Consider the following 26,618-nt stretch of genomic DNA (forward strand, 5'->3'; position numbering starts at 1 on the left):
GTGAGCACCTTCAAGGCCCCCAAGGGCACGTACGACCTGATCCCGCCGGACAGTGCCAAGTACCTGGCCGTCCGCGAGGCGATCGCGGCCCCGCTGCGCAACTCCGGCTACGGCTACATCGAGACGCCCGGCTTCGAGAACGTCGAGCTGTTCGCGCGCGGTGTCGGCGGGTCCACCGACATCGTCACCAAGGAGATGTACGCCTTCGAGACCAAGGGCGGCGACAGGCTCGCCCTGCGCCCCGAGGGCACCGCGTCCGTGCTGCGCGCCGCCCTTGAGGCCAACCTGCACAAGGCGGGCAACCTGCCGGTCAAGCTCTGGTACTCCGGCTCGTACTACCGCTACGAGCGCCCCCAGAAGGGCCGTTACCGCCACTTCTCCCAGGTCGGCGCCGAGGCCATCGGCGCGGAGGACCCCGCCCTCGACGCCGAGTTGATCATCCTGGCCGACCAGGCGTACCGCTCGCTGGGCCTGAGCAACTTCCGCATCCTGCTCAACAGCCTGGGCGACAAGGAGTGCCGTCCCGTCTACCGGGCCGCCCTCCAGGACTTCCTGCGCGGTCTTGACCTCGACGAGGACACCCTGCGCCGGTCCGAGATCAACCCCCTGCGCGTCCTCGACGACAAGCGCGAGTCGGTCCAGAAGCAGCTGACCGGCGCCCCGCTGCTGCGTGACTACCTCTGCGACGCCTGCAAGGCCTACCACGAGGAGGTCCGCGAGCTGATCAGCGCGGCGGGCGTCGCCTTCGAGGACGACCCGAAGCTGGTGCGGGGCCTGGACTACTACACGCGGACCACCTTCGAGTTCGTCCACGACGGCCTGGGCTCGCAGTCCGCGGTGGGCGGCGGCGGCCGCTACGACGGCCTGTCCGAGATGATCGGCGGCCCCGCGCTGCCGTCCGTCGGCTGGGCCCTCGGCGTCGACCGCACGGTGCTCGCCCTGGAGGCGGAGGGCGTCGAGCTCGAACTCCCCGCCGCCACCAGCGTGTTCGCGGTACCGCTGGGCGAGGAGGCCCGTCGGGTGCTGTTCGCCAAGGTCACCGAGCTGCGCAAGGTCGGCATCGCCGCCGACTTCTCCTACGGCGGCAAGGGCCTCAAGGGCGCCATGAAGAACGCCAACCGCAGCGGCGCCCGCTACACGATCGTGGCCGGCGAGCGCGACCTCGCGGACGGCGTGGTCCAGCTCAAGGACATGGAGTCCGGCGAGCAGACGGCCGTCGGCGTCAACGAGATCGTGGCCGAACTGGAAGCCCGGCTGGGCTGATCACGTCCGTGAGGGCGCCGGAGGTCCCACGGGGCATCCGGTGCCCTCACACATGTCCGGAACCGATCGGCGGGCCATGTGCGTCCCTTGTGTGCAACGGTGGACTTACAGGCGAGTGCGGCACAATGTCGCCTGCCGGAAGCAGATCTCCCCTCAAGTGACGGAATCGGCGTGATGAGCAAGACGACAATCAACGACGTCTCCACCGAGCCCCAGCCGCGGAGCACGGCCGTCGAGCCGCGTACGGTCGGCGGCAGCCGGGCCCTCGCCCTGCTGCTGGTGATCACGGGCGCGGCAGGACTGCTCGCCGCGTGGGTCATCACGCTCGACAAGTTCAAGATCCTCGAAGCCAAGGCCCGGGGGGAGACGTTCACGCCGAGCTGCAGCCTCAACCCGATCGTCTCCTGCGGCAGCGTCATGGAGAGCCCCCAGGCCTCCGTCTTCGGCTTTCCCAACCCGATGCTGGGCCTGGTCACCTACGGCATCGTGATCTGCGTCGGCATGAGCCTGCTCGCCCGGGCCCGCTTCCCGCGCTGGTACTGGCTCACCTTCAACGCCGGCACACTCTTCGGGGTGGTCTTCTGCGCCTGGCTGATGTTCCAGTCGCTGTACCGGATCAACGCGCTGTGCCTGTGGTGCTCACTGGCCTGGGTCGCCACGATCGTCATGTTCTGGTACGTGACCTCGTTCAACATCCGCAACGGCTTCCTGCCCGCTCCGGACGGCCTCAAGCGGTTCTTCGCCGAGTTCACCTGGGTGCTGCCGGTCACGCACGTCGGCATCATCGTCATGCTGATCCTGACCCGCTGGGGCAGCCAGCTCTGGGCCTGAGCCCACGCCCGGCGGCGTTGTCAGTGCCGTGATTTAGGGTTTCTGGCGTGGAGCCCGACCTGTTCACCGCCGCCGCAGAAGAACGCCAGGAGAAGGACCCGACCGCGAGTCCCCTGGCGGTGCGGATGCGCCCACGCACCCTCGACGAGGTCGTGGGCCAGCAGCACCTGCTGAAGCCCGGCTCACCCCTGCGCCGCCTGGTCGGCGAGGGCGCCGGGGGACCGGCGGGCCCGTCCTCGGTGATCCTGTGGGGCCCGCCCGGCACCGGCAAGACGACCCTGGCGTACGTCGTCTCCAAGGCGACCAACAAGCGGTTCGTGGAGCTGTCCGCGATCACCGCCGGCGTCAAGGAGGTCCGCGCCGTCATCGACGGCGCCCGCCGCGCCACCGGCGGCTTCGGCAAGGAGACCGTCCTCTTCCTCGACGAGATCCACCGCTTCAGCAAGGCCCAGCAGGACTCCCTCCTGCCCGCCGTCGAGAACCGCTGGGTGACGCTGATCGCGGCGACGACCGAGAACCCGTACTTCTCGGTGATCTCCCCCCTGCTCTCCCGCTCCCTGCTGCTGACCCTCGAACCCCTCACCGACGACGACATACGCGGCCTGATCCAGCGCGCCCTCACCGACGAACGCGGCCTCAACAGCGCCGTCACCCTCCCCGAGGACACCGAGGCCCACCTCCTGCGGATCGCGGGCGGCGACGCCCGCCGCGCCCTGACCGCGCTGGAGGCAGCCGCCGGCGCCGCTCTCGACAAGGGCGATTCCGGCATCGGGCTCACGACGCTGGAGGAGACGGTCGACCGCGCCGCCGTGAAGTACGACCGCGACGGCGACCAGCACTATGACGTGGCCAGCGCCCTCATCAAGTCGATCCGCGGCTCCGACGTGGACGCCGCGCTGCACTATCTGGCCCGGATGATCGAGGCCGGCGAGGACCCCCGCTTCATCGCCCGCCGCCTGATGATCTCCGCCAGCGAGGACATCGGCCTCGCCGACCCGAACGCCCTGCCCATCGCGGTCGCCGCCGCCCAGGCCGTCGCCATGATCGGCTTCCCCGAGGCCGCCCTCACCCTCAGCCACGCCACCATCGCCCTCGCCCTGGCGCCCAAGTCCAACGCCGCCACCACCGCGATCGGCGCCGCCCTGGACGACGTACGCAAGGGGCTGGCGGGGCCGGTGCCCGCGCATCTGCGCGACTCCCACTACAAGGGCGCGGGCAAGCTCGGTCACGGGCAGGGGTACGTCTACCCGCACGACCTGCCCGAGGGCATCGCCGAGCAGCAGTACGCGCCGGACGCCCTCAAGGACCGCGAGTACTACACCCCGACCCGGCACGGCGCGGAGGCGCGGTACGCGGACGCGGTCGAGTGGACCAGGAGGCACCTCGGGCGAAAGCAGTCCTGAGCCCCCTGTAGACTTGCCAGCAGTGCTGCGTCCCGTGTCCGACTCCGGTCGGCGCCTCAGGCGGGACATCCAGCCGGATCTTTTGATCCAGGAGCGTCGCGCACCGTCGTAGGTGTCGCGGGCAGCCCACCACCGCCCGGAATCCCGGGACCGGTCGGTGGGCCGTTCGTGTGCTGCACGTATGTGCCCAGACCAGGGGAGCGGCTACCCGACGGGTCCCTCGTGGACCTGGCGGGAATCCCCGGCTGCGGATGCGACCTCCTCTAACCCTGAGGCAGCCGACAAGGAAAAGGAAAAGAAGTGGCGAACCAGTCCCGCCCCAAGGTCAAGAAGTCGCGTGCCCTCGGCATCGCGCTGACCCCGAAGGCCGTCAAGTACTTCGAGGCCCGCCCCTACCCGCCGGGTGAGCACGGCCGTGGCCGCAAGCAGAACTCGGACTACAAGGTCCGTCTGCTGGAGAAGCAGCGTCTGCGCGCGCAGTACGACGTGTCCGAGCGTCAGCTCGTCCGCGCCTACGAGCGTGCCTCCAAGGTTCAGGGCAAGACCGGTGAGGCCCTGATCATCGAGCTCGAGCGCCGTCTCGACGCGCTGGTCCTGCGTTCGGGCATCGCCCGCACGATCTACCAGGCCCGTCAAATGGTCGTGCACGGCCACATCGAGGTCAACGGCCAGAAGGTCGACAAGCCGTCGTTCCGCGTCCGTCCCGACGACGTCGTGATGGTCCGCGAGCGCAGCCGCGAGAAGACCCTCTTCTCGATCGCCCGTGAGGGTGGCTTCGCCCCCGACGGCGAGACCCCGCGCTACCTCCAGGTGAACCTCAAGGCCCTGGCGTTCCGCCTGGACCGCGAGCCGAACCGCAAGGAGATCCCGGTGATCTGCGACGAGCAGCTCGTCGTCGAGTACTACGCCCGCTGACCCGGACGTAGCACCACCCGCGCAACGGCCCGCCGTCTCCTCGCCCTTCCGGGCGGGCGAGGCGGCGGGCTTGCGCATATTCGACCGCGCCGTAATCCGGTACGGAGCGCAAGCCCCGGCGCGATAGGCTCGGTGCACTACTTTTTCGATGTTCAGGCACGTTTAACGTTCAGCACGTTCAGGGAGCGGGTGCGCAGTGTCCGGTGGAGAGGTGGCCGGGATCCTGGTGGCCGTCTTCTGGGCGATCCTGGTCTCCTTCCTCGCCGTGGCCCTGGCGAGGCTGGCCCAGACGCTCAGGGCGACCACCAAGCTGGTGGCGGACGTGACCGACCAGGCCGTCCCGCTGCTGGCGGACGCCTCCTCGGCGGTGCGCTCCGCGCAGACGCAGATCGACCGGGTCGACGCCATCGCCTCGGACGTCCAGGAGGTCACGTCGAACGCCTCCGCGCTGTCCACGACCGTCGCCTCCACCTTCGGCGGCCCGCTGGTGAAGGTCGCCGCCTTCGGGTACGGCGTGCGCCGGGCCCTCGTCGGCCGCCGGGAGGACGTGCCCGCCAAGCCGTCGAGGCGTACCGTGATCGTGGGCCGGACCGTCCCGGCCGCGCGGCGGGTCAAGCGGAAGAAGGACTGAGACCAGCGATGTTCCGCCGTACGTTCTGGTTCACCACGGGCGTCGCCGCCGGGGTGTGGGCCACCACCAAGGTCAACCGCAAGCTGAAGCAACTGACCCCGGAGAGCCTCGCCGCCACGGCCGCGAACAAGGCGATCGAGGCGGGCCACCGGGTCAAGGACCGGGCGGTGGGCTTCGCCCTCGACGTCCGCGCCAACATGGCGCAGCGGGAGGCCGAACTCGAGGACGCCCTCGGCCTGCACGCCGACCCGGAACTGCCCCCCGCGCGGCGTCACGCCGTCATCGAGAACCGCAACAAGCCGAAGACGTACGTCATCGACAACACGACGTACTCGTACAACCGGAATGAGGACCACTGATGGAGTCGGCTGAGATCCGCCGTCGCTGGCTGAGCTTCTTCGAGGAGCGCGGGCACACCGTCGTCCCTTCGGCGTCGCTCATCGCGGACGACCCGACTCTGCTCCTCGTCCCGGCCGGCATGGTGCCCTTCAAGCCCTACTTCCTGGGCGAGGTCAAGCCGCCGTTCCCGCGCGCCACCAGCGTGCAGAAGTGCGTGCGCACGCCGGACATCGAGGAGGTCGGCAAGACCACCCGGCACGGCACGTTCTTCCAGATGTGCGGCAACTTCTCCTTCGGCGACTACTTCAAGGAAGGCGCCATCAAGCTCGCCTGGGAGCTGCTCACCACACCCCAGGACAAGGGCGGTTACGGCCTCGACCCCGAGCGCCTGTGGATCACCGTCTACAAGGACGACGACGAGGCCGAGCGCATCTGGCACGAGGTCGTCGGTGTGCCCATGGAGCGCATCCAGCGCCTCGGCATGAAGGACAACTTCTGGTCCATGGGCGTCCCCGGCCCCTGCGGCCCCTGCTCCGAGATCAACTACGACCGCGGCCCCGAGTTCGGCGTCGAGGGCGGCCCCGCCGTCAACGACGAGCGGTACGTGGAGATCTGGAACCTCGTCTTCATGCAGTACGAGCGCGGCGAGGGCATCGGCAAGGACAACTTCGAGATCCTCGGGGACCTGCCGAGCAAGAACATCGACACGGGCCTCGGCCTGGAGCGGCTCGCCATGATTCTGCAGGGCGTGCAGAACATGTACGAGATCGACACCTCCATGGCCGTGATCAAGAAGGCCACCGAGCTGACCGGCGTGGCCTACGGCGACGCCCACGCCTCGGACGTCTCCCTGCGCGTGGTCACCGACCACATGCGCACGTCCGTGATGCTCATCGGTGACGGCGTCACCCCCGGCAACGAGGGCCGCGGCTACGTGCTGCGCCGCATCATGCGCCGCGCCATCCGCAACATGCGCCTGCTCGGCGCCACCGGCCCGGTCGTCAAGGACCTGATCGACACGGTCATCGAGATGATGGGCCAGCAGTACCCCGAGCTCATCACCGACCGCGAGCGCATCGAGAAGGTCGCCGTCGCCGAGGAGAACGCCTTCCTCAAGACGCTGAAGGCCGGCACCAACATCCTCGACACCGCGGTCAGCGACACCAAGGCCGCGGGTGGCACCGTCCTGCCCGGCGACAAGGCCTTCCTGCTCCACGACACCTGGGGCTTCCCGATCGACCTCACCCTGGAGATGGCCGCCGAACAGGGGCTGTCCGTGGACGAGGACGGCTTCCGCCGCCTGATGAAGGAGCAGCGGGAGCGCGCCAAGGCCGACGCCCAGGCCAAGAAGACCGGCCACGCCGACCTCGGCGCGTACCGCGAGATCGCCGACACCGCCGGCGAGACCGAGTTCATCGGCTACACCGACACCGAGGGCGAGTCCACGATCGTCGGCATCCTGGTCGACGGCGTCTCGTCGCCCGCCGCCACCGAGGGCGACGAGGTCGAGGTCGTCCTCGACCGCACCCCGTTCTACGCCGAGGGCGGCGGCCAGATCGGCGACACCGGCCGGATCAAGATCGACTCCGGTGCCGTCATCGAGGTGCGCGACTGCCAGAAGCCGGTGCCGGGCGTGTACGTCCACAAGGGCGTCGTCCAGGTCGGCGAGGTCACCGTGGGCGCCAAGGCCCACGCCACGATCGACGCCCACCGCCGCACGGCCATCGCCCGCGCCCACTCGGCCACCCACCTCACCCACCAGGCCCTGCGCGACGCCCTCGGCCCGACGGCCGCCCAGGCCGGTTCCGAGAACCAGCCCGGCCGCTTCCGCTTCGACTTCGGCTCACCGTCCGCCGTCCCGACGGCCGTGATGACCGACGTCGAGCAGAAGATCAACGAGGTGCTCGCCCGCGACCTCTCCGTGCACGCCGAGGTCATGGGCATCGACGAGGCCAGGAAGCAGGGCGCCATCGCCGAGTTCGGCGAGAAGTACGGCGACCGGGTGCGCGTGGTGACCATCGGCGACTTCTCCAAGGAGCTGTGCGGTGGCACCCACGTGCACAACACCGCCCAGCTGGGCCTGGTGAAGCTGCTCGGTGAGTCGTCGATCGGCTCCGGTGTGCGCCGTATCGAGGCCCTGGTCGGTGTGGACGCCTACAACTTCCTCGCCCGTGAGCACACGGTCGTCAACCAGCTCACCGAGCTGCTCAAGGGCCGCCCGGAGGAGCTGCCGGAGAAGGTCTCCGCCATGCTCGGCAAGCTGAAGGACGCCGAGAAGGAGATCGAGAAGTTCCGCGCCGAGAAGGTGCTCCAGGCCGCCGCCGGCCTCGCCGAGTCCGCCAAGGACGTACGCGGCGTGGCTCTGGTCACCGGCCAGGTCCCGGACGGCACCACCGCCGACGACCTGCGCAAGCTGGTGCTCGACGTGCGCGGCCGCATCCAGGGCGGCCGGGCCGCCGTGGTCGCCCTTTTCACGACGGTCAACGGCAAGCCGCTGACGGTCATTGCCACCAACGAGGCCGCCCGGGAGCGCGGTCTGAAGGCCGGTGACCTGGTCCGTACGGCCGCCAAGACGCTCGGCGGCGGCGGTGGCGGCAAGCCGGACGTCGCCCAGGGCGGTGGCCAGAACCCGGCCGCCATCGGCGAGGCCGTCGACGCCGTCGAGCGGCTCGTGGTGGAAACGGCCAAGTGATGCGCCGGGGTCGTCGTCTTGCGATCGACGTCGGGGACGCCCGCATCGGGGTCGCCTCGTGCGACCCCGACGGGATCCTCGCCACGCCCGTCGAGACGGTCGCCGGGCGGGACCTCCCGGCGGCTCACCGTCGGCTGCGGCAACTCGTCGAGGAGTACGAGCCGATCGAGGTCGTCGTCGGCCTCCCTCGCTCCCTCAAGGGGGGCGAGGGCCCGGCCGCGGTCAAGGTCCGCGGCTTCGCCCAGGAGCTGGCCAAGGGCATCGCCCCGGTCCCGGTCCGGCTCGTGGACGAGCGGATGACGACCGTGACCGCCGGACAGAGCCTTCGCGCCTCCGGGATGAAATCCAAGAAGGGCCGCTCGGTCATCGACCAGGCCGCCGCTGTGATCATCCTGCAGCAGGCACTGGAATCCGAACGGGTGTCAGGTAATGCACCCGGCGAGGGCGTCGAAGTGGTCATCTGATCGCGATACGGTAACGTTCCGCGCGATGCGGCGTCGTTCGAACAGCCGCCGCACAGCAAGAGGCGGGACGGGAGCCGAGCCGGAAGCCACGCGACCGCCGCCTCGCGGCTCTAGGGGATCGATGACTGAGTATGGCCGGGGCCAAGGCTCCGAACCGTGGCATCCGGAGGACCCGTTGTACGGGGACGGCGGATGGGGAGGACAGCAGGCCCAGACGGGCCCGCAGTCCCCCTACGGCGGCCAGCCGCAGCACCATCCAGAGCAGCCGCAGCAGCCGCAGTACGGCGACTGGGGCACCGGCGAGCACCCCGGATACGGTCAGGCGCAGCAGCAGTACCAGCACCAGCACCAGTACGGCCAGCAGCAGTACGGCCAGCAGCAGTACGCCGGACAGGCGCAGCAGTCGTACGACACCCAGCAGCAGTACGGCACCGGCACCTGGGCCACCGGCCCACAGCCGCACCTGCCGTACACCGGCGACCCGACGGACCCGTACCCCCAGCAGACGGCTGCCTATGGCGGCGAACAGCCCGACCTGTACGGCACGCCCGACGCCTATCCGCCGCCCGAGCCGCCCAGCCGCCGGCGCGCCGAGCCGGAGCCCAGGACCGACTGGGACCCCGGCCCCGACCAGGGCGAGCACGCCTTCTTCTCGGGAGAGGGCGATGACGACGACGAGCCGGCGGACCGGCGCGGACGCGGTGAGCGGCGGGGCCGCGGCGGCAAGGGCAAGAAGAGCCGCAACGGATGCGCCTGCCTGGTGGTGGCCCTGGTCTTCGGCGGCGGCCTGGCCGGGGTCGGCTACTTCGGCTACCAGTTCTACCAGGATCGTTTCGGCGCGGCCCCGGACTACGCGGGCGACGGCACGAGCGAGCAGGTGACCGTCGAGGTCCCCAAGGGGGCGAGCGGAGCCGAGATCGGCCGCCGGCTGAAGGCGGCCGGTGTCGTCAAGAGCGTCGACGCGTTCGTGGCCGCGCAGTCGCAGAACCCCGACGGGGACTCGATCCAGGCCGGCGCCTATCTGCTGAACAAGCAGATGTCCGCCGCGAGCGCCGTCGAGATGATGCTCGACCCGAAGAGCCAGAACAACGTGATGGTCACCCCGGGCCAGCGCAACGTGGCCGTCTACAACAAGATCGACGAGAAGCTCGGCCTGGAGTCCGGCACCACCAAGGACATCGCCGAGAAGAAGTACAAGAGCCTCGGTCTGCCCAGCTGGGCGAACAACAACGGCGACATCAAGGACCCGCTGGAAGGATTCCTCTTCCCGGGCACCTATCCCGCGGCCAAGGGCATGAAGCCCGAGGCGGTCCTCAAGGAAATGGTCACCCAGGCGAACCGGCGGTACGCCCAGTACGACCTCGCCGCCAAGGCCAAAGCGCTGGACCTGAAGAACCCGCTGCAGGTCATCACGGTCGCCAGCCTCGTCCAGGCCGAAGGCAAGACCGAGGACGACTTCCGCAAGATGGCCGAGGTGGTCTACAACCGCCTCTCGTCCGACAACACGGAGACCAACCAGCTGCTCCAGTTCGACTCGACCTTCAACTACCTGAAGGGCGAGAGCAACATCGACATCGGTGCAGACGAGATCAACAGCAACCAGGACCCGTACAACACGTACACCAACAAGGGCCTGCCTCCCGGCCCGATCGGCAACCCGGGCGACGAGGCACTGAAGGCCACGCTGAACCCGACGGACGACGGCTGGATGTACTTCGTCGCCACGGACGGCAAGCACAAGACCGAGTTCGCCAAGACGATCGAGGAACACCAGAGGCTGGTCGACGAGTTCAACGCGTCGAGGAACAACTGATGCCCGTATCTCGAAGGGCCGCGGTACTCGGCTCTCCGATCGCCCACTCCCTCTCCCCGGTGCTGCACCGCGCAGCGTATGCCCAACTGGGCCTGGAGGGGTGGACGTACGACCGCTTCGAGATCGACGAGGCGGCGTTGCCGGGCTTCTTCGGCACGCTCGGCCCCGAGTGGGCCGGGCTGTCGCTGACCATGCCACTGAAGCGGGCCGTGATCCCGCTGCTCGACGAGATCAGCGACACCGCCGCCTCGGTCGAGGCGGTCAACACGGTCGTGTTCACCGACGACGGCCGCCGCGTCGGCGACAACACCGACATCCCCGGCATGGTCGCGGCCCTGCGTGAGCACGGCATCGAGCAGGCCGGCTCGGCCGCGATCCTCGGCGCCGGCGCCACCGCGTCCTCGGCCCTCGCCGCGCTGGCCCGGATCTGCACCGGCGAGATCGTCGTGTACGTCCGCAGCGCGGCCCGGGCCGCCGAGATGCGTCAGTGGGGCGAGCGGCTCGAGGCCGAGGTACGGATCGCGGACTGGGCGGACGCGGCCGAGGCGCTGCACCAGCCGCTGGTCGTCGCGACCACCCCGGCCGGTACGACCGACGCGCTCGCCGCCGCCGTGCCGGAGCGGCCCGCGACGCTCTTCGACGTGCTGTACGACCCGTGGCCGACCATGCTGGCGGCGCGCTGGTCGGCGTACGGCGGGGCCGTCGTCAGCGGGCTCGACCTGCTGGTGCACCAGGCCGCGCTCCAGGTGGAGCAGATGACGGGCCGCGCACCCGCGCCGCTGGAGGCGATGCGCAAGGCCGGTGAGCACGCCCTCGCCGGTCGTTAGCGGTCCCAGCCGGACGGCGTGCCTTCGGTCTCTTCCTGACATATTCGCGTCCGCCTGCTGGACCGGCGGCCTGGTCGGCGGCCGCGACGTGGGAGGATCGAACATGGCGGGCCAGGGCCGCGCACCCCGGTCGCGCCATCGCGATACGCGAGCAGACGCGTACGCGGGGCAGTACCGGGCGCGAGCACAGAGGAGCACCGTTGAGCAGGTTGCGCTGGCTGACCGCGGGGGAGTCCCACGGTCCCGCACTCGTCGCGACGCTGGAGGGCCTTCCCGCCGGCGTGCCGATCACCACGGAGATGGTGGCGGACCACCTGGCGAGGCGGCGGCTCGGCTATGGACGCGGTGCGCGCATGAAGTTCGAGCAGGACCAGGTCACCTTCCTCGGCGGCGTCCGGCACGGGCTGACCCTCGGTTCGCCGGTCGCCATCATGGTCGGCAACACCGAGTGGCCGAAGTGGGAGAAGGTCATGGCGGCCGACCCCGTGGACCCGGCCGAGCTGGCCGAGCTGGCCCGCAACGCGCCGCTGACCCGCCCGCGCCCCGGTCACGCCGACCTCGCGGGCATGCAGAAGTACGGCTTCGACGAGGCGCGTCCGGTGCTGGAGCGGGCGTCGGCGCGGGAGACCGCGGCCCGCGTGGCACTGGGCGCGGTGGCGCGGTCGTACCTGAAGGAGACCGCCGGCATCGAGATCGTCAGCCATGTCGTGGAGCTCGCGGCGGCGAAGGCCCCGTACGGCGTCTACCCGACCCCGGCCGACGTCGAGAAGCTCGACGCCGACCCCGTGCGCTGCCTGGACGCCGACGCGTCGAAGGCGATGGTCGCGGAGATCGACCAGGCCCACAAGGACGGCGACACGCTCGGCGGTGTGGTCGAGGTGCTCGCGTACGGCGTGCCCGTCGGCCTCGGCTCGCACGTGCACTGGGACCGCCGGCTGGACGCCCGGCTGGCCGCCGCGCTGATGGGCATCCAGGCGATCAAGGGCGTCGAGGTCGGCGACGGCTTCGAGCTGGCCCGGGTGCCGGGCTCGAAGGCGCACGACGAGATCGTCAGCACGGACGAGGGCATCCGGCGCGCCACCGGCCGCTCCGGCGGCACCGAGGGCGGACTGACCACCGGTGAGCTGCTGCGGGTGCGGGCCGCGATGAAGCCGATCGCGACCGTGCCGCGCGCGTTGAAGACGGTCGACGTGGTCACCGGCGAGGCCACCCAGGCCCACCACCAGCGCTCGGACGTGTGCGCGGTCCCGGCCGCCGGGATCGTGGCCGAGGCGATGGTCGCGCTGGTCCTCGCGGACGCGGTCGCGGAGAAGTTCGGCGGCGACAGCGTGACCGAGACCGCCCGCAATGTGCGGTCCTACCTCGACAACCTGGCGATCCGATGAGCGGGCCGGTGGTCGTGCTGGTCGGCCCGATGGGGGTCGGCAAGTCCACCGTGGGCCAGCTGCTCGCCGAGCGGCTCGGCGTCGGCTTCCGGGACACCGACGAGGACATCGTGGCCCGGCAGGGCCGCGCCATCGCCGACATCTTCGTCGAGGACGGCGAGCCCGCCTTCCGCGCGCTGGAGAAGCAGGCGGTGCACACGGCGCTGGCCGAGCACACCGGGGTGCTGGCGCTGGGCGGCGGCGCGATCCTCGACGCAGGCACGCGCGAGCTGCTCGCCGGGCACCACGTCGTGTACCTGTCCATGGACGTCGAGGAGGCGGCCCGGCGCACCGGGCTGAACACCGCCCGGCCGCTGCTGGCCATCAACCCGCGCAAGCAGTGGCGGGAGCTGATGGAGGCCCGACGGCACCTGTACGAGGAGGTGGCGCGATCGGTCGTGGCCACCGACGACCGTACGCCCGAAGAGGTCACCCAAGAGGTGCTGAACGCCCTGGAGTTGACTGCAATTCCCGGGGGACAACCCCCGGACCCCCGGCCGGAGGACGTTGTGGCTAGCCAAGTGACAAGGATGCAGGTCGGCGGCAGCGCGGGCAGTGAGCCGTACGAGGTTTTGGTCGGCCGTCAGCTGCTCGGCGAACTCGGCGGTCTGGTGGGCGAGAAGGCCAAGCGGGTCGCCGTCATCCACCCCGAGGCGCTGGCCGAGACCGGCGAGGCGCTGCGCGCCGACCTGGCCGAACAGGGCTACGAGGCGGTCGCCATCCAGGTGCCCAACGCGGAGGAGGCCAAGACGGCCGAGGTCGCCGCGTACTGCTGGAAGGCACTGGGCCAGTCCGGCTTTACCCGCACCGACGTGGTCGTGGGCGTCGGCGGCGGCGCGACCACCGACCTCGCTGGGTTCGTGGCCGCGACCTGGCTGCGCGGGGTGCGCTGGATCGCGATCCCCACCACCGTCCTGGCCATGGTCGACGCGGCCGTGGGCGGCAAGACCGGCATCAACACGGCCGAGGGCAAGAACCTGGTGGGCGCCTTCCACCCGCCCGCGGGCGTCCTGTGCGACCTCGCGGCGCTGGACTCCCTCCCGGTCAACGACTACGTCTCCGGACTGGCCGAGGTCATCAAGGCCGGCTTCATCGCCGACCCGGTGATCCTGGAACTCATCGAGTCCGACCCGCAGGCCGCGCGCACCCCGGCGGGCCCGCACACGGCCGAACTCATCGAGCGCTCCATCCGAGTGAAGGCCGAAGTGGTCTCGTCCGACCTGAAGGAGTCGGGTCTGCGGGAGATCCTCAACTACGGCCACACCCTCGGCCACGCCATCGAGAAGAACGAGCGCTACAAGTGGCGGCACGGCGCCGCGGTCGCCGTGGGCATGCACTTCGCCGCCGAACTCGGCCGCCTGGCAGGCCGGTTGGACGACGCCACGGCCGACCGCCACCGCACGATCCTGGAGTCGGTCGGGCTGCCGCTGCACTACCGCTACGACCAGTGGCCCAAGCTGCTGCAGACGATGAAGGTCGACAAGAAGTCCCGCGGCGACATGCTGCGCTTCATCGTCCTCGACGGCTTGGCCAAGCCGACGGTCCTGGAGGGCCCCGACCCGGCGATGCTGCTGGCGGCATACGGCGAGGTCGGCCAGTAGGTCCGGGGCGGCGCCCGGTACGTCCCCCGGGGCCCCTTCCGCCCGATTCTCCTTGCCCCGCCGGGCACTTCGGGCCGTCCCCCGCCGTTCACCAAACAGCGGTGGGGGACGGTACCGTTCGGTAGCGCGTGGGGTTCGCCCCGCCGCCAGCGCCAATTGCCTGTACGAGACGGAGTGGCACCGGATGCAGCACGCAGTGGGGTCTCCGCTGCCGCCGCCCCACCAGCCGGGGCACGGGCCGGCCGCCGGCTGGTCGCCGGCCGCACACCACCCGGGTCCGGGTCCCCACCACCAGGGGCCCCCGCCCGTGCCGCAGGGCTCCGCCCCCGTGCCCCCGCCCCCGGGCTTCACCGGAGCCCCGCCATCGGCCCCGCACCAGCCCCCGATGGCACCCCCGCCGCCCCCGGACACCACGGGCCACGTCCGACTGCCACCCGGCGGCCCGGTGACGATGCCGCCCGCACCCGCCAGCACCGTCCACGACCCGGCGACCACCACCCTCGCGGTACTGCTCATCGGCCCGGCGGGCGCGGGCAAGACGAGCGTGGCGAAGTACTGGGCGGACCACCGCAGGGTGCCCACGGCCCACATCAGCCTCGACGACGTGCGCGAATGGGTCCGCTCGGGCTTCGCCGACCCCCAGTCCGGCTGGAACGACCACTCCGAGGCCCAGTACCGCCTGGCCCGCCGCACCTGCGGCTTCGCCGCACGCAACTTCCTGGCCAACGGCATCTCGTGCATCCTCGACGACGCGGTCTTCCCCGACCGCCCCGTCGTGGGCCTCGGCGGCTGGAAACGCCACGTGGGCCCCGGCCTGCTGCCCGTCGTCCTCCTGCCCGGCCTGGACATCGTCCTGGAACGCAACGCCGAACGCACGGGCAACCGCCGCCTCACCGACGAGGAGGTGGCCCGCATCCACGGCCGCATGGCCGGCTGGTACGGCTCGGGCCTCCCCATCATCGACAACTCCCAACTCGACGTCCCCGGCACAGCACGCGTCCTGGACGAGGTCCTGGCGAGGTCGATAGCAAGCCCGCCGAACTGGTAGACGCAGGGGAGTGGACCCACCTCAGGGGCGCGGGGAACTGCGCGCCAAGCCCGCACGCACCCGCAGACGGCACACAACATTCGGTGGCACCCCTCCCTCCGAACGGCACCCTCCCCAACCGGCACTCTCCCAACCGGCACAATCCAGACACCGCCCACTCAGCCGCCCTCAACCGGCGCGAACCCGGCGAAGCTCGTACGCTCGGCACATGTCAGAGGTGTACGCGACCCGCCGAACCCGGCTACGGGAGCGCTGCAACGCGGGCGGCAGTGCGGCGGCGCTGGTCTCCCGGCCCGCCAACGTGCGCTATCTCGCGGGCGCGGCGCCCCACGCTGCCGTACTGCTGCTGGGCAAGCGCGAGGACCTGCTGGTCTGCGCCGGCCCACCCGACGACCGCCCCACCGAGGGCCGCCCCGACGAGACCCTGCGCCTGCACACCCTCCCCACCCCCGGCGGCGACCCCGCCGTCGTCGCCGCCGACCTCGCCACGGCTCAGGGCGCCGACTCCCTCGCCGTCGAGGAACACCACCTCACCGTCTCCCGCCACCGAGCCATCGGCTCGGTCGCGCCCGCCCTCCGCCTCGCCGACCTCGGCAACGCGGTCGAACAGCTCAGAGTCGTCAAGGACGAGGAAGAGATCTCCTGCCTCCGCATCGGCGCCGAAATCGCCGACCAGGCCCTCGGGGAACTCCTGGAGTCCATCCTCGTGGGCCGCACCGAACGCCACCTCGCCCTCGAACTCGAACGCCGCCTCGTCGACCACGGCGCCGACGGCCCCGCCTTCCCCACCTCCGTCGCCACCGGCGCCAACGCCGGCAGACGAGGCCACCGCCCCACCGACCGCCGCGTCGAGGAGGGCGACTTCCTCTCCGTCTGCCTCGGGGCCACCTACCGCGGCTACCGCTGCGAGATCGGCCGCACCTTCGTCATCGGCACCTCCCCGGCGGACTGGCAGATCGAGCTGTACGACCTGGTCTTCGCCGCCCAGCGCGCCGGCCGCGAGATGCTCGCCCCGGGCGCCGCCTACCGCGATGTGGACCGCGCCGCACGCCAGGTGCTGGACTCCGCCGGGTACGGAGCGGGCCTCCCCGCGCTCATCGGCCACGGTGTGGGACTCGAAATCGACGAGGACCCTCAGCTGGCCCCCACGGCCATGGGTAAACTGGACGCTTGCGTGCCGGTCACCGTCGAACCGGGGGTCCACCTCCCGGGCCGGGGCGGTGTCCGGATCGATGACACGCTCGTCGTACGCCCAGAGGCGGACGGCGGACCCGAGCTACTCACCATCACGACCAAGGAGCTGCTCGCGCTCTAGCCTCAGAGCTGTCGCGCCTGCCCCGGGGTCGTCCACGTAAGTCCAGGAGATTGAAGCAACCGTGGCTTCCACGAACGACCTCAAGAACGGCATGGTGCTCAAGCTCGAAGGCGGCCAGCTCTGGTCCGTCGTCGAGTTCCAGCACGTCAAGCCCGGCAAGGGCCCGGCCTTCGTGCGCACCAAGCTCAAGAACGTGCTCTCGGGCAAGGTCGTCGACAAGACCTTCAACGCCGGTGTGAAGGTCGAGACGGCCACCGTCGACAAGCGCGACATGCAGTTCTCCTACATGGACGGCGAGTACTTCGTCTTCATGGACATGGAGACCTACGACCAGCTCATGGTCGACCGCAAGGCCGTCGGTGATGCCGCGAACTTCCTCGTCGAGGGCTTCATGGCGACCGTCGCCCAGCACGAGGGCGAGGTGCTCTTCGTCGAGCTGCCCGCCGCCGTCGAGCTGACCATCGCCGAGACCGAGCCGGGTGTCCAGGGCGACCGCTCCACCGGTGGCACCAAGCCCGCCACGCTGGAGACCGGTCACCAGATCCAGGTCCCGCTCTTCATCACCACCGGTGAGAAGATCAAGGTCGACACGCGATCGAGCGACTACCTCGGCCGGGTGAGCAGCTAACCGTGGCTGCCCGTAACACGGCCCGCAAGCGCGCCTTCCAGATCCTCTTCGAGGGTGACCAGCGCGGCGCCGACGTCCTGACCGTCCTCGCGGACTGGATCCGGCTCTCGCGGACCGACACCCGGCAGCCGCCGGTGAGCGAGTACACGATGCAGCTGGTCGAGGGCTACGCGGAGCACGCGACCCGGATCGACGAGCTGATCTCCCAGTACTCGGTCGGCTGGACGCTCGACCGGATGCCGGTCGTCGACCGCAACATCCTGCGTCTCGGCGCGTACGAGCTGATCTGGGTCGACGAGACCCCGGACGCCGTCGTGCTGGACGAGATGGTGCAGCTGGCGAAGGAGTTCTCCACGGACGAGTCGCCCTCGTTCGTCAACGGTCTGCTCGGCCGGCTGAAGGACCTCAAGCCCTCGCTGCGACGCACCGCCGAGGACTGAGACACCCAAGAACGCCGGAGGGCCGCAGCCCACGCTGCGGCCCTCCGGCGTTTTCATATCACCGGTGCCCCACGGATACGTCCGTGGCGCCCGAGGCGCTCAGAAAGCCGCCGGGGTGGCCGGAACCGTGAAGTTCCGGCCACCCCGGCGGCACGTTTCTGCTGAGGCGGTGGAGTGCTCAGCTCTCCTCGTGCGAGGCCACCGCGCGGCGCGCGTCCGCGTCCAGCACGCCCCAGCTGATCAGCTGCTCGGTGAGGACCGAGGGCGACTGGTCGTAGATGACGGCGAGTGTGCGCAGGTCGTCCTGGCGGATCGAGAGCACCTTGCCGTTGTAGTCACCGCGCTGCGACTGGATCGTCGCCGCGTACCGCTGCAGGGGGCCCGCCTTCTCGGCCGGCACCGTGGCCAGCCGCTCCAGGTCCAGGACCAGCTTCGGCGGCGGCTCGGCGGCGCCGCCCGGGGTGGTGCCCGGAAGGAGCTCCTGCACGGGAACGCCGTAGAAGTCCGCCAGCTCGGCAAGGCGCTGCACGGTCACGGCGCGGTCGCCGCGCTCGTAGGACCCGACCACGACCGCCTTCCAGCGTCCCTGGGACTTCTCCTCGACACCGTGGAGGGAAAGGCCCTGCTGGGTGCGGATGGCCCGGAGCTTGGCCCCGAGCTGTTTGGCGTATTCGCTGGACATATGGCTCCCCGGACACTGTGTCGACGCGACTGGAGTGATTCCATGCCGCGCGGCTGGTAACTCACTGTGAGGTTACGCAGCGTTACTCTCCTGCGTCAAGCCGAATGGTCCGCACCGACTCTTCCGTGGTAACGGCGGCCGGTTGCGCCGAGCGGGTGATCCCGAGGCCCCGAGGGGGGGTGATCCGGGGTGTCGCCGCGGCCTGCTACGGTGGATGGCGCAATCCCGACGTCCTTTAAGGTCCGTCCCGTGAGGCGGAGAAGGAGGTCCGTTTCGTATGGACACGCAAGCGTCCGATGCGAGGCCCGTTCTCGAGGGTCCCGACATCGCGCGGGTGCTGACCCGCATCGCCCACGAGATCGTCGAGCGCGCCAAGGGCGCCGACGACGTGGTGCTCCTCGGCATTCCGACCCGAGGCGTCTTCCTCGCCCAGCGGCTCGCCGCCAAGCTCGAAGAGATCACCGAGCGCAAAGTCCCGTGCGGTTCGCTGGACATCACGATGTACCGCGACGACCTGCGCATGCACCCGCCGCGTGCGCTGGCCCGCACCGACATCCCCGGTGACGGCATCGACGGCAGGCTCGTCGTCCTCGTCGACGACGTCCTCTTCTCCGGCCGCACCATCCGCGCCGCCCTCGACGCCCTGAACGACATCGGGCGCCCGCGCGCGGTCCAGCTCGCGGTCCTCGTCGACCGCGGCCACCGCGAACTGCCCATCCGCGCCGACTACGTCGGCAAGAACCTCCCCACGTCGCTGCGGGAGACGGTCAAGGTCCAGCTCGCCGAGGAGGACGGTCGCGACACCGTGCTGCTCGGCGTGAAGCAGACCGCCCAGTAGCAACCGCGGGCGTACGGCCGCTGCCGTGCGCCGGCTCGGCGCGCCCCAGCATGCGCCCGGTTGCCCGAATTCTCCCGAATGAACTGCCTTACGGAGCCTGACAGATGCAGCGCCATCTCATCTCGGCCGCCGACCTCACCCGCGACGACGCCGTCCTGATCCTCGACACCGCCGAGGAGATGTCCCGGGTCGCCGACCGGCCGATCAAGAAGCTGCCGACCCTGCGCGGCCGCACCGTGGTGAACCTCTTCTTCGAGGACTCGACCCGCACCCGGATCTCCTTCGAGGCCGCCGAGAAGCGGCTGTCCGCGGACGTCATCAACTTCTCCGCCAAGGGATCGTCGGTGTCCAAGGGCGAGTCCCTGAAGGACACCGCGCAGACCCTGGAGGCCATGGGCGTCGACGCGGTGGTCATCCGGCACGGCGCCTCCGGTGCCCCGTACCGACTGGCCAACTCCGGCTGGATCGACGCGGCCGTGATCAACGCCGGCGACGGCACCCACCAACACCCCACCCAGGCACTGCTCGACGCGTTCACCATGCGCCGCCGCCTCGTCGGCCGGGACGCCGGACTCGGCCACGACCTGGCCGGAAAGCGCGTCACCATCGTCGGCGACGTCCTGCACAGCCGGGTCGCCCGCTCCAACGTCGACCTGCTGCACACCCTCGGTGCCGAGGTCACCCTCGTCGCCCCGCCCACCCTGCTGCCGGTCGGCATCGGGACCTGGCCGTGCGAGGTGTCGTACGACCTCGACAGCACCCTGCCCAAGTCCGACGCGGTGATGATGCTGCGCGTGCAGCGCGAGCGCATGAACGCCGCGTTCTTCCCGACCGAGCGCGAGTACTCGCGGCGCTACGGCCTGGACGGCGACCGGATGGCGAAGATGCCCGAGCACGCCATCGTGATGCACCCCGGCCCGATGGTCCGCGGCATGGAGATCACCGCCCAGGTCGCCGACTCCGAGCGCTGCACCGCGATCGAGCAGGTCGCAAACGGAGTCTCCATCCGGATGGCCGTTCTGTATCTGCTGCTCGGTGGAAACGAACCCGCCCTCACGAACACCCGTACCGAGGAGAAGTAAGACAGATGAGCAAGATCCTGATCCGTGGTGCGAAGGTGCTCGGCGGCGAGCCGCAGGACGTGCTGATCGAGGGCTCGACGATCGCCGCCGTGGGCCACGGCCTGCCGGACGAGGGCGCCGAGGTCGTCGAGGCCGGCGACAAGGTGCTGCTGCCGGGCCTGGTGGACCTGCACACCCATCTGCGCGAGCCCGGCCGCGAGGACTCCGAGACCGTGCTGACCGGCACGCGCGCGGCCGCCGCCGGCGGCTACACCGCCGTGTTCGCCATGGCCAACACCTTCCCGGTCGCGGACACCGCAGGTGTCGTCGAGCAGGTCTGGCGACTGGGCCGGGAGCACGGCTACTGCGATGTGCAGCCGATCGGCGCCGTCACCGTCGGCCTGGAGGGCAGGAAGCTCGCCGAGCTGGGCGCCATGCACGAGTCGGCGGCGGGCGTCACCGTCTTCTCCGACGACGGCAAGTGCGTCGACGACGCCGTGATCATGCGTCGGGCCCTGGAGTACGTGAAGGCCTTCGACGGGGTCGTCGCCCAGCACGCGCAGGAGCCGCGGCTGACCGAGGGCGCCCAGATGAACGAGGGTGTCGTCTCCGCGGAGCTGGGGCTCGGCGGCTGGCCCGCGGTGGCGGAGGAGTCGATCATCGCCCGGGACGTCCTGCTCGCCGAGCACGTCGGCTCCCGTGTGCACATCTGCCACCTGTCGACCGCCGGGTCCGTGGAGATCGTGCGCTGGGCCAAGTCCCGCGGCATCCGGGTGACCGCCGAGGTCACCCCGCACCACCTCCTCCTCACCGACGAGCTGGTGCGGACCTACAACCCGGTCTACAAGGTGAACCCGCCGCTGCGCACCGAGCGGGACGTGCTGGCGCTGCGCGAGGCGCTCGCCGACGGCACGATCGACATCGTCGCCACCGACCACGCCCCGCACCCGCACGAGGACAAGGACTGCGAGTGGGCCGCCGCCGCGATGGGGATGGTCGGCCTGGAGACCGCGTTGTCAGTGGTCCAGGAGACGATGGTCGACACAGGGCTGCTCGACTGGGCCGACGTGGCGGACCGCATGTCCTTCGCGCCGGCCCGGATCGGGCAGGCCACGGGGCACGGACGTCCCGTCTCGGCAGGTGAGCCCGCCAACCTCACCCTCGTCGACACGGCATACCGTGGGCCCGTGGACCCCGCGGGCTTCGCCTCGCGCAGCCGCAACACCCCGTACGAGGGTCGTGAGCTGCCGGGCCGTGTCACGCACACGTGGCTCCGGGGCAAGGCCACGCTCGTCGACGGGAAGCTCACGTGACACCTGTAATCCTGCTGGCCGCCGAGAAGGAATCGGCGGAAGTGACCGACTGGGCCGCCCGCATCGGCTGGGTCGTCGGCCTCGTCCTGTTCGTCGCGCTCGTCTACTGGCTGATGCGCGAGGGCTGGAAGTGGCGCGGCACCCTCCAGGGCGACCTGCCGGAGCTGCCCGGCGCGCCGAGCGAGCCGGGTGAGGCGAAACTGACGATGACCGGCCGCTACCACGGCTCCACCACCGCCGGTCAGTGGCTGGACCGCATCGTGGCGCACGGCCTGGGCACCCGCAGCCGGGTCGAGCTCACGCTGACGGACGCGGGACTGGACGTCGTACGCCCCGGCGCGACCGACTTCTTCGTCCCCGCGGCTGCCCTGCGCGAGGCCCGGCTCGACAAGGGCATCGCCGGCAAGGTCCTCACCGAGGGCGGACTGCTCGTCGTGACCTGGGCGCACGGCGAGAAGCTGATCGACTCCGGGTTCCGCTCCGACCGCGCGGCCGAGCACACCGAGTGGGTCGACGCAATCAACTCCATGATCAAGACCAGCACCACGGAAGGCGCCGAACGATGACGACCTCCACAGGGGGAACCACGAAGGTCCCCGCCGTACTCGTCCTGGAGGACGGCCGGATCTTCCGCGGCCGTGCCTACGGGGCCGTGGGGGAGACCTTCGGCGAGGCCGTGTTCTCCACCGGCATGACCGGCTACCAGGAGACCCTCACCGACCCGTCGTACCACCGCCAGGTCGTCGTGATGACCGCCCCGCACGTCGGCAACACCGGCGTCAACGACGAGGACCCCGAGTCCAAGCGCATCTGGGTCGCGGGCTATGTCGTACGCGACCCCGCGCGCGTGCCCTCCAACTGGCGGGCCCAGCGCTCCCTGGACGAGGAACTCCGCCACCAGGGCGTCGTCGGCATCTCGGGCATCGACACGCGCGCGCTGACGCGGCACCTGCGGGAGCGCGGCGCCATGCGCGTCGGCATCTTCTCCGGCAACGCGCTGCCGGACGAGGGCACCATGCTCGCCGAGGTGCGCCAGGCCCCCGAGATGAAGGGCGCGAACCTCTCCGCAGAGGTCGCCACCACCGAGCCGTACGTCGTCCCCGCGATCGGCGAGAAGAAGTTCACCGTCGCCGCCGTCGACCTCGGCATCAAGGGCATGACCCCGCACCGGATGGCCGAGCGTGGCATCGAGGTGCACGTGCTGCCCGCCACGGCGAGCGTCGAGGACGTGTACGCGGTCGACCCCGACGGCGTGTTCTTCTCCAACGGCCCCGGCGACCCGGCCACCGCCGACCACGCCGTCTCCGTGATGCAGGGCGTCCTGGAGCGCGGCACGCCGCTGTTCGGCATCTGCTTCGGCAACCAGATCCTGGGCCGCGCCCTCGGCTTCGGCACCTACAAGCTGAAGTACGGCCACCGCGGCATCAACCAGCCGGTGCAGGACCGTACGACCGGCAAGGTCGAGGTCACCGCGCACAACCACGGCTTCGCCGTCGACGCCCCGCTCGACCAGGTGTCCGACACCCCCTACGGCCGCGCCGAGGTCTCCCACGTCTGCCTCAACGACAACGTGGTGGAGGGCCTCCAGCTCCTCGACAAGCCGGCCTTCAGCGTCCAGTACCACCCCGAAGCGGCAGCGGGCCCGCACGACGCCGCCTACCTGTTCGACCGCTTCGTTTCCCTGATGGAGGGCCAGCGTGCCTAAGCGCACCGATATCCAGTCCGTCCTGGTCATCGGCTCCGGCCCGATCGTCATCGGCCAGGCCGCCGAGTTCGACTACTCCGGCACGCAGGCATGCCGCGTCCTGAAGGCCGAAGGCCTGCGCGTCATCCTCGTGAACTCCAACCCGGCGACGATCATGACCGACCCGGAGATCGCCGACGCCACGTATGTCGAGCCGATCACCCCGGAGTTCGTCGAGAAGATCATCGCCAAGGAACAGCCCGACGCGCTGCTGCCCACCCTGGGCGGTCAGACGGCGCTCAACACGGCGATCTCGCTGCACGAGAACGGCGTCCTGGACAAGTACGGCGTCGAACTCATCGGCGCCAACGTGGCGGCGATCCACAAGGGCGAGGACCGCGACCAGTTCAAGGACGTCGTGGAGGAGGTCCGCAAGAAGATCGGGCACGGCGAGTCCGCCCGCTCGGTCATCTGCCACTCCATGGACGAGGTGCTCGCCGGCGTCGAGCAGCTCGGCGGCTACCCGGTCGTGGTCCGCCCCTCCTTCACCATGGGCGGCGCCGGCTCCGGCTTCGCGCACGACGAGGAGGAACTGCGACGCATCGCGGGCCAGGGCCTCACGCTCTCCCCGACCACCGAGGTGCTCCTGGAGGAGTCCATCCTCGGCTGGAAGGAGTACGAGCTGGAGCTGATGCGCGACAAGCACGACAACGTCGTGGTCGTCTGCTCCATCGAGAACTTCGACCCGATGGGCGTGCACACCGGCGACTCGATCACCGTCGCGCCCGCGATGACGCTCACCGACCGCGAGTACCAGATCCTGCGGGACATCGGCATCGCCGTGATCCGCGAGGTCGGCGTCGACACCGGCGGCTGCAACATCCAGTTCGCGGTGAACCCGGACGACGGCCGCGTGATCGTCATCGAGATGAACCCGCGCGTGTCGCGCTCCTCGGCCCTCGCCTCCAAGGCGACCGGCTTCCCGATCGCGAAGATCGCCGCCAAGCTCGCCGTCGGCTACACCCTCGACGAGATCCCCAACGACATCACCCAGGAGACCCCGGCATCCTTCGAGCCGACCCTGGACTACGTCGTCGTCAAGGCGCCCCGCTTCGCCTTCGAGAAGTTCCCGCAGGCCGACTCCACGCTGACCACCACCATGAAGTCGGTCGGCGAGGCCATGGCCATCGGCCGCAACTTCACCGAGGCGTTCCAGAAGGCGCTGCGCTCGCTGGAGAAGAAGGGCAGCCAGTTCACCTTCGTGGGCGAGCCCGGTGACAAGGCCGAGTTGCTGGCCGACGCCGTCCGCCCGACCGACGGCCGGATCAACACCGTCATGCAGGCCATCCGCGCGGGCGCCACGCCCGAGGAGGTCTTCGAGGCGACGAAGATCGACCCTTGGTTCGTCGACCAGCTCTTCCTCATCAAGGAGATCGCCGACGAGCTGGCCCAGGCGCCCGAGCTGACCACCGACCTGCTCGCCGAGGCCAAGCGGCACGGCTTCTCCGACCAGCAGATCGGCGAGATCCGCGGCCTGCGCGAGGACATCGTCCGCGAGGTGCGGCACGCGCTCGGCATCCGCCCGGTCTACAAGACGGTCGACACCTGCGCCGCCGAGTTCGCCGCGAAGACGCCGTACTTCTACTCCTCCTACGACGAGGAGACCGAGGTCGCGCCGCGCGAGAAGCCCGCGGTGATCATCCTGGGCTCCGGGCCCAACCGCATCGGCCAGGGCATCGAGTTCGACTACTCCTGCGTGCACGCCTCCTTCGCGCTGTCGGACGCCGGGTACGAGACCGTGATGGTCAACTGCAACCCGGAGACGGTCTCCACGGACTACGACACCTCCGACCGGCTGTACTTCGAGCCGCTCACGCTGGAGGACGTGCTGGAGATCGTGCACGCCGAGCAGCAGGCCGGCCCGATCGCGGGCGTGGTCGTGCAGCTGGGCGGCCAGACCCCGCTGGGCCTGGCGCAGGCGCTGAAGGACAACGGCGTGCCGATCGTCGGTACGCCCCCGGAGGCGATCCACGCCGCCGAGGACCGCGGCGCCTTCGGCCAGGTCCTGAAGGAGGCCGGGCTGCCCGCCCCGAAGCACGGCACGGCCACCACCTTCACCGAGGCCAAGGCCATCGCCGACGAGATCGGCTACCCGGTCCTCGTCCGCCCGTCGTACGTCCTCGGCGGCCGCGGCATGGAGATCGTCTACGACGAGGCCCGGCTGTCGTCCTACATCGCCGAGTCCACCGAGATCAGCCCCTCCCGGCCGGTGCTGGTCGACCGGTTCCTCGACGACGCGATCGAGATCGACGTCGACGCGCTGTACGACGGTGAGGAGCTGTACCTCGGCGGCGTCATGGAGCACATCGAGGAGGCCGGCATCCACTCCGGCGACTCGGCGTGCGCCCTGCCCCCGATCACGCTCGGCGGCTTCGACATCAAGCGGCTGCGCGCCTCGACGGAGGCGATCGCCAAGGGCGTCGGCGTCCGCGGCCTGATCAACATCCAGTTCGCGATGGCGGGCGACATCCTGTACGTCCTCGAAGCCAACCCGCGCGCGTCGCGCACGGTCCCCTTCACCTCGAAGGCGACCGCGGTGCCGCTGGCCAAGGCCGCCGCCCGGATCTCGCTGGGCGCGACCATCGCCGAGCTGCGCGCCGAGGGCCTGCTGCCCGCGCGGGGCGACGGCGGTGAGCTGCCGCTGGACGCGCCGATCTCCGTCAAGGAGGCCGTGATGCCCTGGACCCGCTTCCGGGACACCTCCGGCCGCGGCGTGGACACCGTCCTCGGCCCGGAGATGCGCTCCACCGGCGAGGTCATGGGCATCGACTCCGTCTTCGGCACGGCGTACGCCAAGTCGCAGGCCGGCGCCTACGGCCCGCTGCCCACCAAGGGCCGCGCCTTCATCTCGGTCGCCAACCGCGACAAGCGCTCGATGATCTTCCCGGCCCGTGAGCTGGTCGCCCACGGCTTCGAACTGCTCGCCACGTCCGGCACGGCCGAGGTGCTCAAGCGCAACGGCATCCACGCCACCGTCGTGCGCAAGCAGTCCGAGGGCACCGGCCCGAACGGCGAGCGGACCATCGTCCAGCTCATCCACGACGGCGAGGTCGACCTGATCGTCAACACCCCGTACGGCACCGGCGGCCGCCTCGACGGCTACGACATCCGTACGGCGGCCGTGGCGCGGTCCGTGCCCTGCCTGACGACGGTCCAGGCGCTCGCCGCCGCCGTCCAGGGCATCGACGCGCTCAACCACGGAGACGTGGGCGTCCGATCGCTCCAGGAACACGCGGAACTCCTGACCGCGGCCCGCGACTAGCAGCCCCGAGGGGGACGCCGGAAACGGTGTCCCCCTCGTCGTGAGGACACCTGTTTCGTGAGGACACCTTGTCTTCGCACCTGT

The 26,618-nt window shown here is 70.4% G+C and carries 23 protein-coding genes; 22 read left to right on the forward strand and 1 reads right to left on the reverse strand.

The window, feature by feature from the left end:
• The 16 genes from hisS to nusB all read left to right on the forward strand — a co-directional run bounded on the left by hisS (position 1) and on the right by nusB (position 17,634).
• On the forward strand, positions 1–1,263 hold the full coding sequence (gene hisS / locus HJD23_RS35300) for a histidine--tRNA ligase (RefSeq protein ID WP_171108084.1): 1,263 nt from the start codon (positions 1–3) through the stop codon (positions 1,261–1,263).
• A gap of 174 nt (positions 1,264–1,437) precedes the next feature.
• Complete coding sequence (locus HJD23_RS35305; RefSeq protein ID WP_171108081.1) at positions 1,438–2,094, forward strand: vitamin K epoxide reductase family protein; 657 nt, start codon at positions 1,438–1,440, stop codon at positions 2,092–2,094.
• 47 nt (positions 2,095–2,141) lie between these two features.
• Entirely contained in the window at positions 2,142–3,497 is a 1,356-nt protein-coding gene (locus HJD23_RS35310) for a replication-associated recombination protein A (protein WP_171108079.1), read from the forward strand.
• A 300-nt stretch (positions 3,498–3,797) separates the two neighbouring features.
• On the forward strand, positions 3,798–4,412 hold the full coding sequence (gene rpsD, locus HJD23_RS35315) for a 30S ribosomal protein S4 (protein WP_129796831.1): 615 nt from the start codon (positions 3,798–3,800) through the stop codon (positions 4,410–4,412).
• A 196-nt stretch (positions 4,413–4,608) separates the two neighbouring features.
• Positions 4,609–5,043 carry a DUF948 domain-containing protein gene (locus HJD23_RS35320; protein ID WP_171108077.1) on the forward strand — a complete coding sequence of 145 codons (435 nt, stop codon included), beginning with the start codon at positions 4,609–4,611 and terminating at the stop codon, positions 5,041–5,043.
• 8 nt (positions 5,044–5,051) lie between these two features.
• The gene (locus tag HJD23_RS35325) at positions 5,052–5,402 is read left to right on the forward strand and encodes a hypothetical protein (RefSeq protein WP_171108075.1); all 351 of its coding nucleotides are present in this window, start codon (positions 5,052–5,054) and stop codon (positions 5,400–5,402) included.
• A complete protein-coding gene (alaS, locus tag HJD23_RS35330; RefSeq protein WP_171108073.1) occupies positions 5,402–8,074 on the forward strand; it encodes an alanine--tRNA ligase in 2,673 nt (890 codons plus the stop codon). Before HJD23_RS35325 ends, alaS begins: the two co-directional genes overlap by 1 nt.
• Positions 8,074–8,538 (forward strand): Holliday junction resolvase RuvX, encoded by a 465-nt coding sequence (ruvX, locus tag HJD23_RS35335; RefSeq protein WP_171108071.1) that lies wholly within the window; start codon positions 8,074–8,076, stop codon positions 8,536–8,538. Before alaS ends, ruvX begins: the two co-directional genes overlap by 1 nt.
• A 121-nt stretch (positions 8,539–8,659) precedes the next feature.
• Entirely contained in the window at positions 8,660–10,351 is a 1,692-nt protein-coding gene (mltG, locus tag HJD23_RS35340) for an endolytic transglycosylase MltG (protein WP_171108069.1), read from the forward strand.
• Positions 10,351–11,178, forward strand: a complete 828-nt coding sequence (locus tag HJD23_RS35345; protein WP_171108067.1) for a shikimate dehydrogenase — start codon at positions 10,351–10,353, stop codon at positions 11,176–11,178. Before mltG ends, HJD23_RS35345 begins: the two co-directional genes overlap by 1 nt.
• Before the next feature lie 200 nt (positions 11,179–11,378).
• Positions 11,379–12,563, forward strand: a complete 1,185-nt coding sequence (gene aroC / locus HJD23_RS35350; protein ID WP_171108065.1) for a chorismate synthase — start codon at positions 11,379–11,381, stop codon at positions 12,561–12,563.
• Complete coding sequence (gene aroB, locus HJD23_RS35355; protein ID WP_171108063.1) at positions 12,560–14,203, forward strand: 3-dehydroquinate synthase; 1,644 nt, start codon at positions 12,560–12,562, stop codon at positions 14,201–14,203. The genes aroC and aroB overlap by 4 nt, the downstream gene beginning before the upstream one ends.
• Before the next feature lie 184 nt (positions 14,204–14,387).
• The gene (locus HJD23_RS35360; protein ID WP_171108061.1) at positions 14,388–15,251 is read left to right on the forward strand and encodes a Pro-rich N-terminal domain-containing protein; all 864 of its coding nucleotides are present in this window, start codon (positions 14,388–14,390) and stop codon (positions 15,249–15,251) included.
• 208 nt (positions 15,252–15,459) lie between these two features.
• On the forward strand, positions 15,460–16,566 hold the full coding sequence (locus tag HJD23_RS35365) for an aminopeptidase P family protein (RefSeq protein WP_171108060.1): 1,107 nt from the start codon (positions 15,460–15,462) through the stop codon (positions 16,564–16,566).
• Positions 16,567–16,627: 61 nt separating this feature from the next.
• The gene (gene efp / locus HJD23_RS35370; protein ID WP_171108058.1) at positions 16,628–17,194 is read left to right on the forward strand and encodes an elongation factor P; all 567 of its coding nucleotides are present in this window, start codon (positions 16,628–16,630) and stop codon (positions 17,192–17,194) included.
• Between the two features lie 2 nt (positions 17,195–17,196).
• The gene (nusB, locus tag HJD23_RS35375; RefSeq protein ID WP_171108056.1) at positions 17,197–17,634 is read left to right on the forward strand and encodes a transcription antitermination factor NusB; all 438 of its coding nucleotides are present in this window, start codon (positions 17,197–17,199) and stop codon (positions 17,632–17,634) included.
• Positions 17,635–17,812: 178 nt separating this feature from the next.
• Here the strand turns inward: nusB and bldD are convergent, their stop codons facing one another.
• Positions 17,813–18,316: a transcriptional regulator BldD gene (bldD, locus tag HJD23_RS35380; RefSeq protein ID WP_004990661.1), complete on the reverse strand. Its 504-nt coding sequence runs from the start codon at positions 18,314–18,316 to the stop codon at positions 17,813–17,815.
• Between the two features lie 277 nt (positions 18,317–18,593).
• Between bldD and pyrR the strand changes: the two genes are divergently transcribed.
• From pyrR to carB, 6 genes are all read left to right on the forward strand, one after another.
• Positions 18,594–19,154 carry a bifunctional pyr operon transcriptional regulator/uracil phosphoribosyltransferase PyrR gene (gene pyrR, locus HJD23_RS35385; RefSeq protein ID WP_141309393.1) on the forward strand — a complete coding sequence of 187 codons (561 nt, stop codon included), beginning with the start codon at positions 18,594–18,596 and terminating at the stop codon, positions 19,152–19,154.
• Positions 19,155–19,258: 104 nt separating this feature from the next.
• Complete coding sequence (locus HJD23_RS35390) at positions 19,259–20,236, forward strand: aspartate carbamoyltransferase catalytic subunit (RefSeq protein WP_141309394.1); 978 nt, start codon at positions 19,259–19,261, stop codon at positions 20,234–20,236.
• A gap of 5 nt (positions 20,237–20,241) precedes the next feature.
• The gene (locus HJD23_RS35395) at positions 20,242–21,528 is read left to right on the forward strand and encodes a dihydroorotase (RefSeq protein ID WP_171108054.1); all 1,287 of its coding nucleotides are present in this window, start codon (positions 20,242–20,244) and stop codon (positions 21,526–21,528) included.
• A complete protein-coding gene (locus HJD23_RS35400; protein ID WP_171108052.1) occupies positions 21,525–22,094 on the forward strand; it encodes a hypothetical protein in 570 nt (189 codons plus the stop codon). Before HJD23_RS35395 ends, HJD23_RS35400 begins: the two co-directional genes overlap by 4 nt.
• Complete coding sequence (gene carA, locus HJD23_RS35405; RefSeq protein ID WP_171108050.1) at positions 22,091–23,233, forward strand: glutamine-hydrolyzing carbamoyl-phosphate synthase small subunit; 1,143 nt, start codon at positions 22,091–22,093, stop codon at positions 23,231–23,233. The genes HJD23_RS35400 and carA overlap by 4 nt, the downstream gene beginning before the upstream one ends.
• On the forward strand, positions 23,226–26,534 hold the full coding sequence (gene carB / locus HJD23_RS35410) for a carbamoyl-phosphate synthase large subunit (protein WP_171108048.1): 3,309 nt from the start codon (positions 23,226–23,228) through the stop codon (positions 26,532–26,534). Before carA ends, carB begins: the two co-directional genes overlap by 8 nt.
• Positions 26,535–26,618: the final 84 nt, after the last annotated feature.

Origin of the sequence: Streptomyces sp. Z423-1, assembly GCF_013009255.1 — a bacterium.
GTDB lineage: Bacteria > Actinomycetota > Actinomycetes > Streptomycetales > Streptomycetaceae > Streptomyces > Streptomyces gossypiisoli.

What these genes read in the sequence shown, in the direction of transcription:
- HJD23_RS35305 (WP_171108081.1), top strand. Translation starts at nt 1,438, where the DNA reads ATGAGCAAGACGACAATCAACGACGTCTCCACCGAGCCCCAGCCGCGG.
- HJD23_RS35325 (WP_171108075.1), top strand. Translation starts at nt 5,052, where the DNA reads ATGTTCCGCCGTACGTTCTGGTTCACCACGGGCGTCGCCGCCGGGGTG.
- alaS (WP_171108073.1), top strand. Translation starts at nt 5,402, where the DNA reads ATGGAGTCGGCTGAGATCCGCCGTCGCTGGCTGAGCTTCTTCGAGGAG.
- ruvX (WP_171108071.1), top strand. Translation starts at nt 8,074, where the DNA reads ATGCGCCGGGGTCGTCGTCTTGCGATCGACGTCGGGGACGCCCGCATC.
- mltG (WP_171108069.1), top strand. Translation starts at nt 8,660, where the DNA reads ATGACTGAGTATGGCCGGGGCCAAGGCTCCGAACCGTGGCATCCGGAG.
- HJD23_RS35345 (WP_171108067.1), top strand. Translation starts at nt 10,351, where the DNA reads ATGCCCGTATCTCGAAGGGCCGCGGTACTCGGCTCTCCGATCGCCCAC.
- aroB (WP_171108063.1), top strand. Translation starts at nt 12,560, where the DNA reads ATGAGCGGGCCGGTGGTCGTGCTGGTCGGCCCGATGGGGGTCGGCAAG.
- HJD23_RS35360 (WP_171108061.1), top strand. Translation starts at nt 14,388, where the DNA reads ATGCAGCACGCAGTGGGGTCTCCGCTGCCGCCGCCCCACCAGCCGGGG.
- HJD23_RS35365 (WP_171108060.1), top strand. Translation starts at nt 15,460, where the DNA reads ATGTCAGAGGTGTACGCGACCCGCCGAACCCGGCTACGGGAGCGCTGC.
- bldD (WP_004990661.1), bottom strand. Translation starts at nt 18,316, where the DNA reads ATGTCCAGCGAATACGCCAAACAGCTCGGGGCCAAGCTCCGGGCCATC.
- pyrR (WP_141309393.1), top strand. Translation starts at nt 18,594, where the DNA reads ATGGACACGCAAGCGTCCGATGCGAGGCCCGTTCTCGAGGGTCCCGAC.
- HJD23_RS35390 (WP_141309394.1), top strand. Translation starts at nt 19,259, where the DNA reads ATGCAGCGCCATCTCATCTCGGCCGCCGACCTCACCCGCGACGACGCC.
- HJD23_RS35395 (WP_171108054.1), top strand. Translation starts at nt 20,242, where the DNA reads ATGAGCAAGATCCTGATCCGTGGTGCGAAGGTGCTCGGCGGCGAGCCG.
- carA (WP_171108050.1), top strand. Translation starts at nt 22,091, where the DNA reads ATGACGACCTCCACAGGGGGAACCACGAAGGTCCCCGCCGTACTCGTC.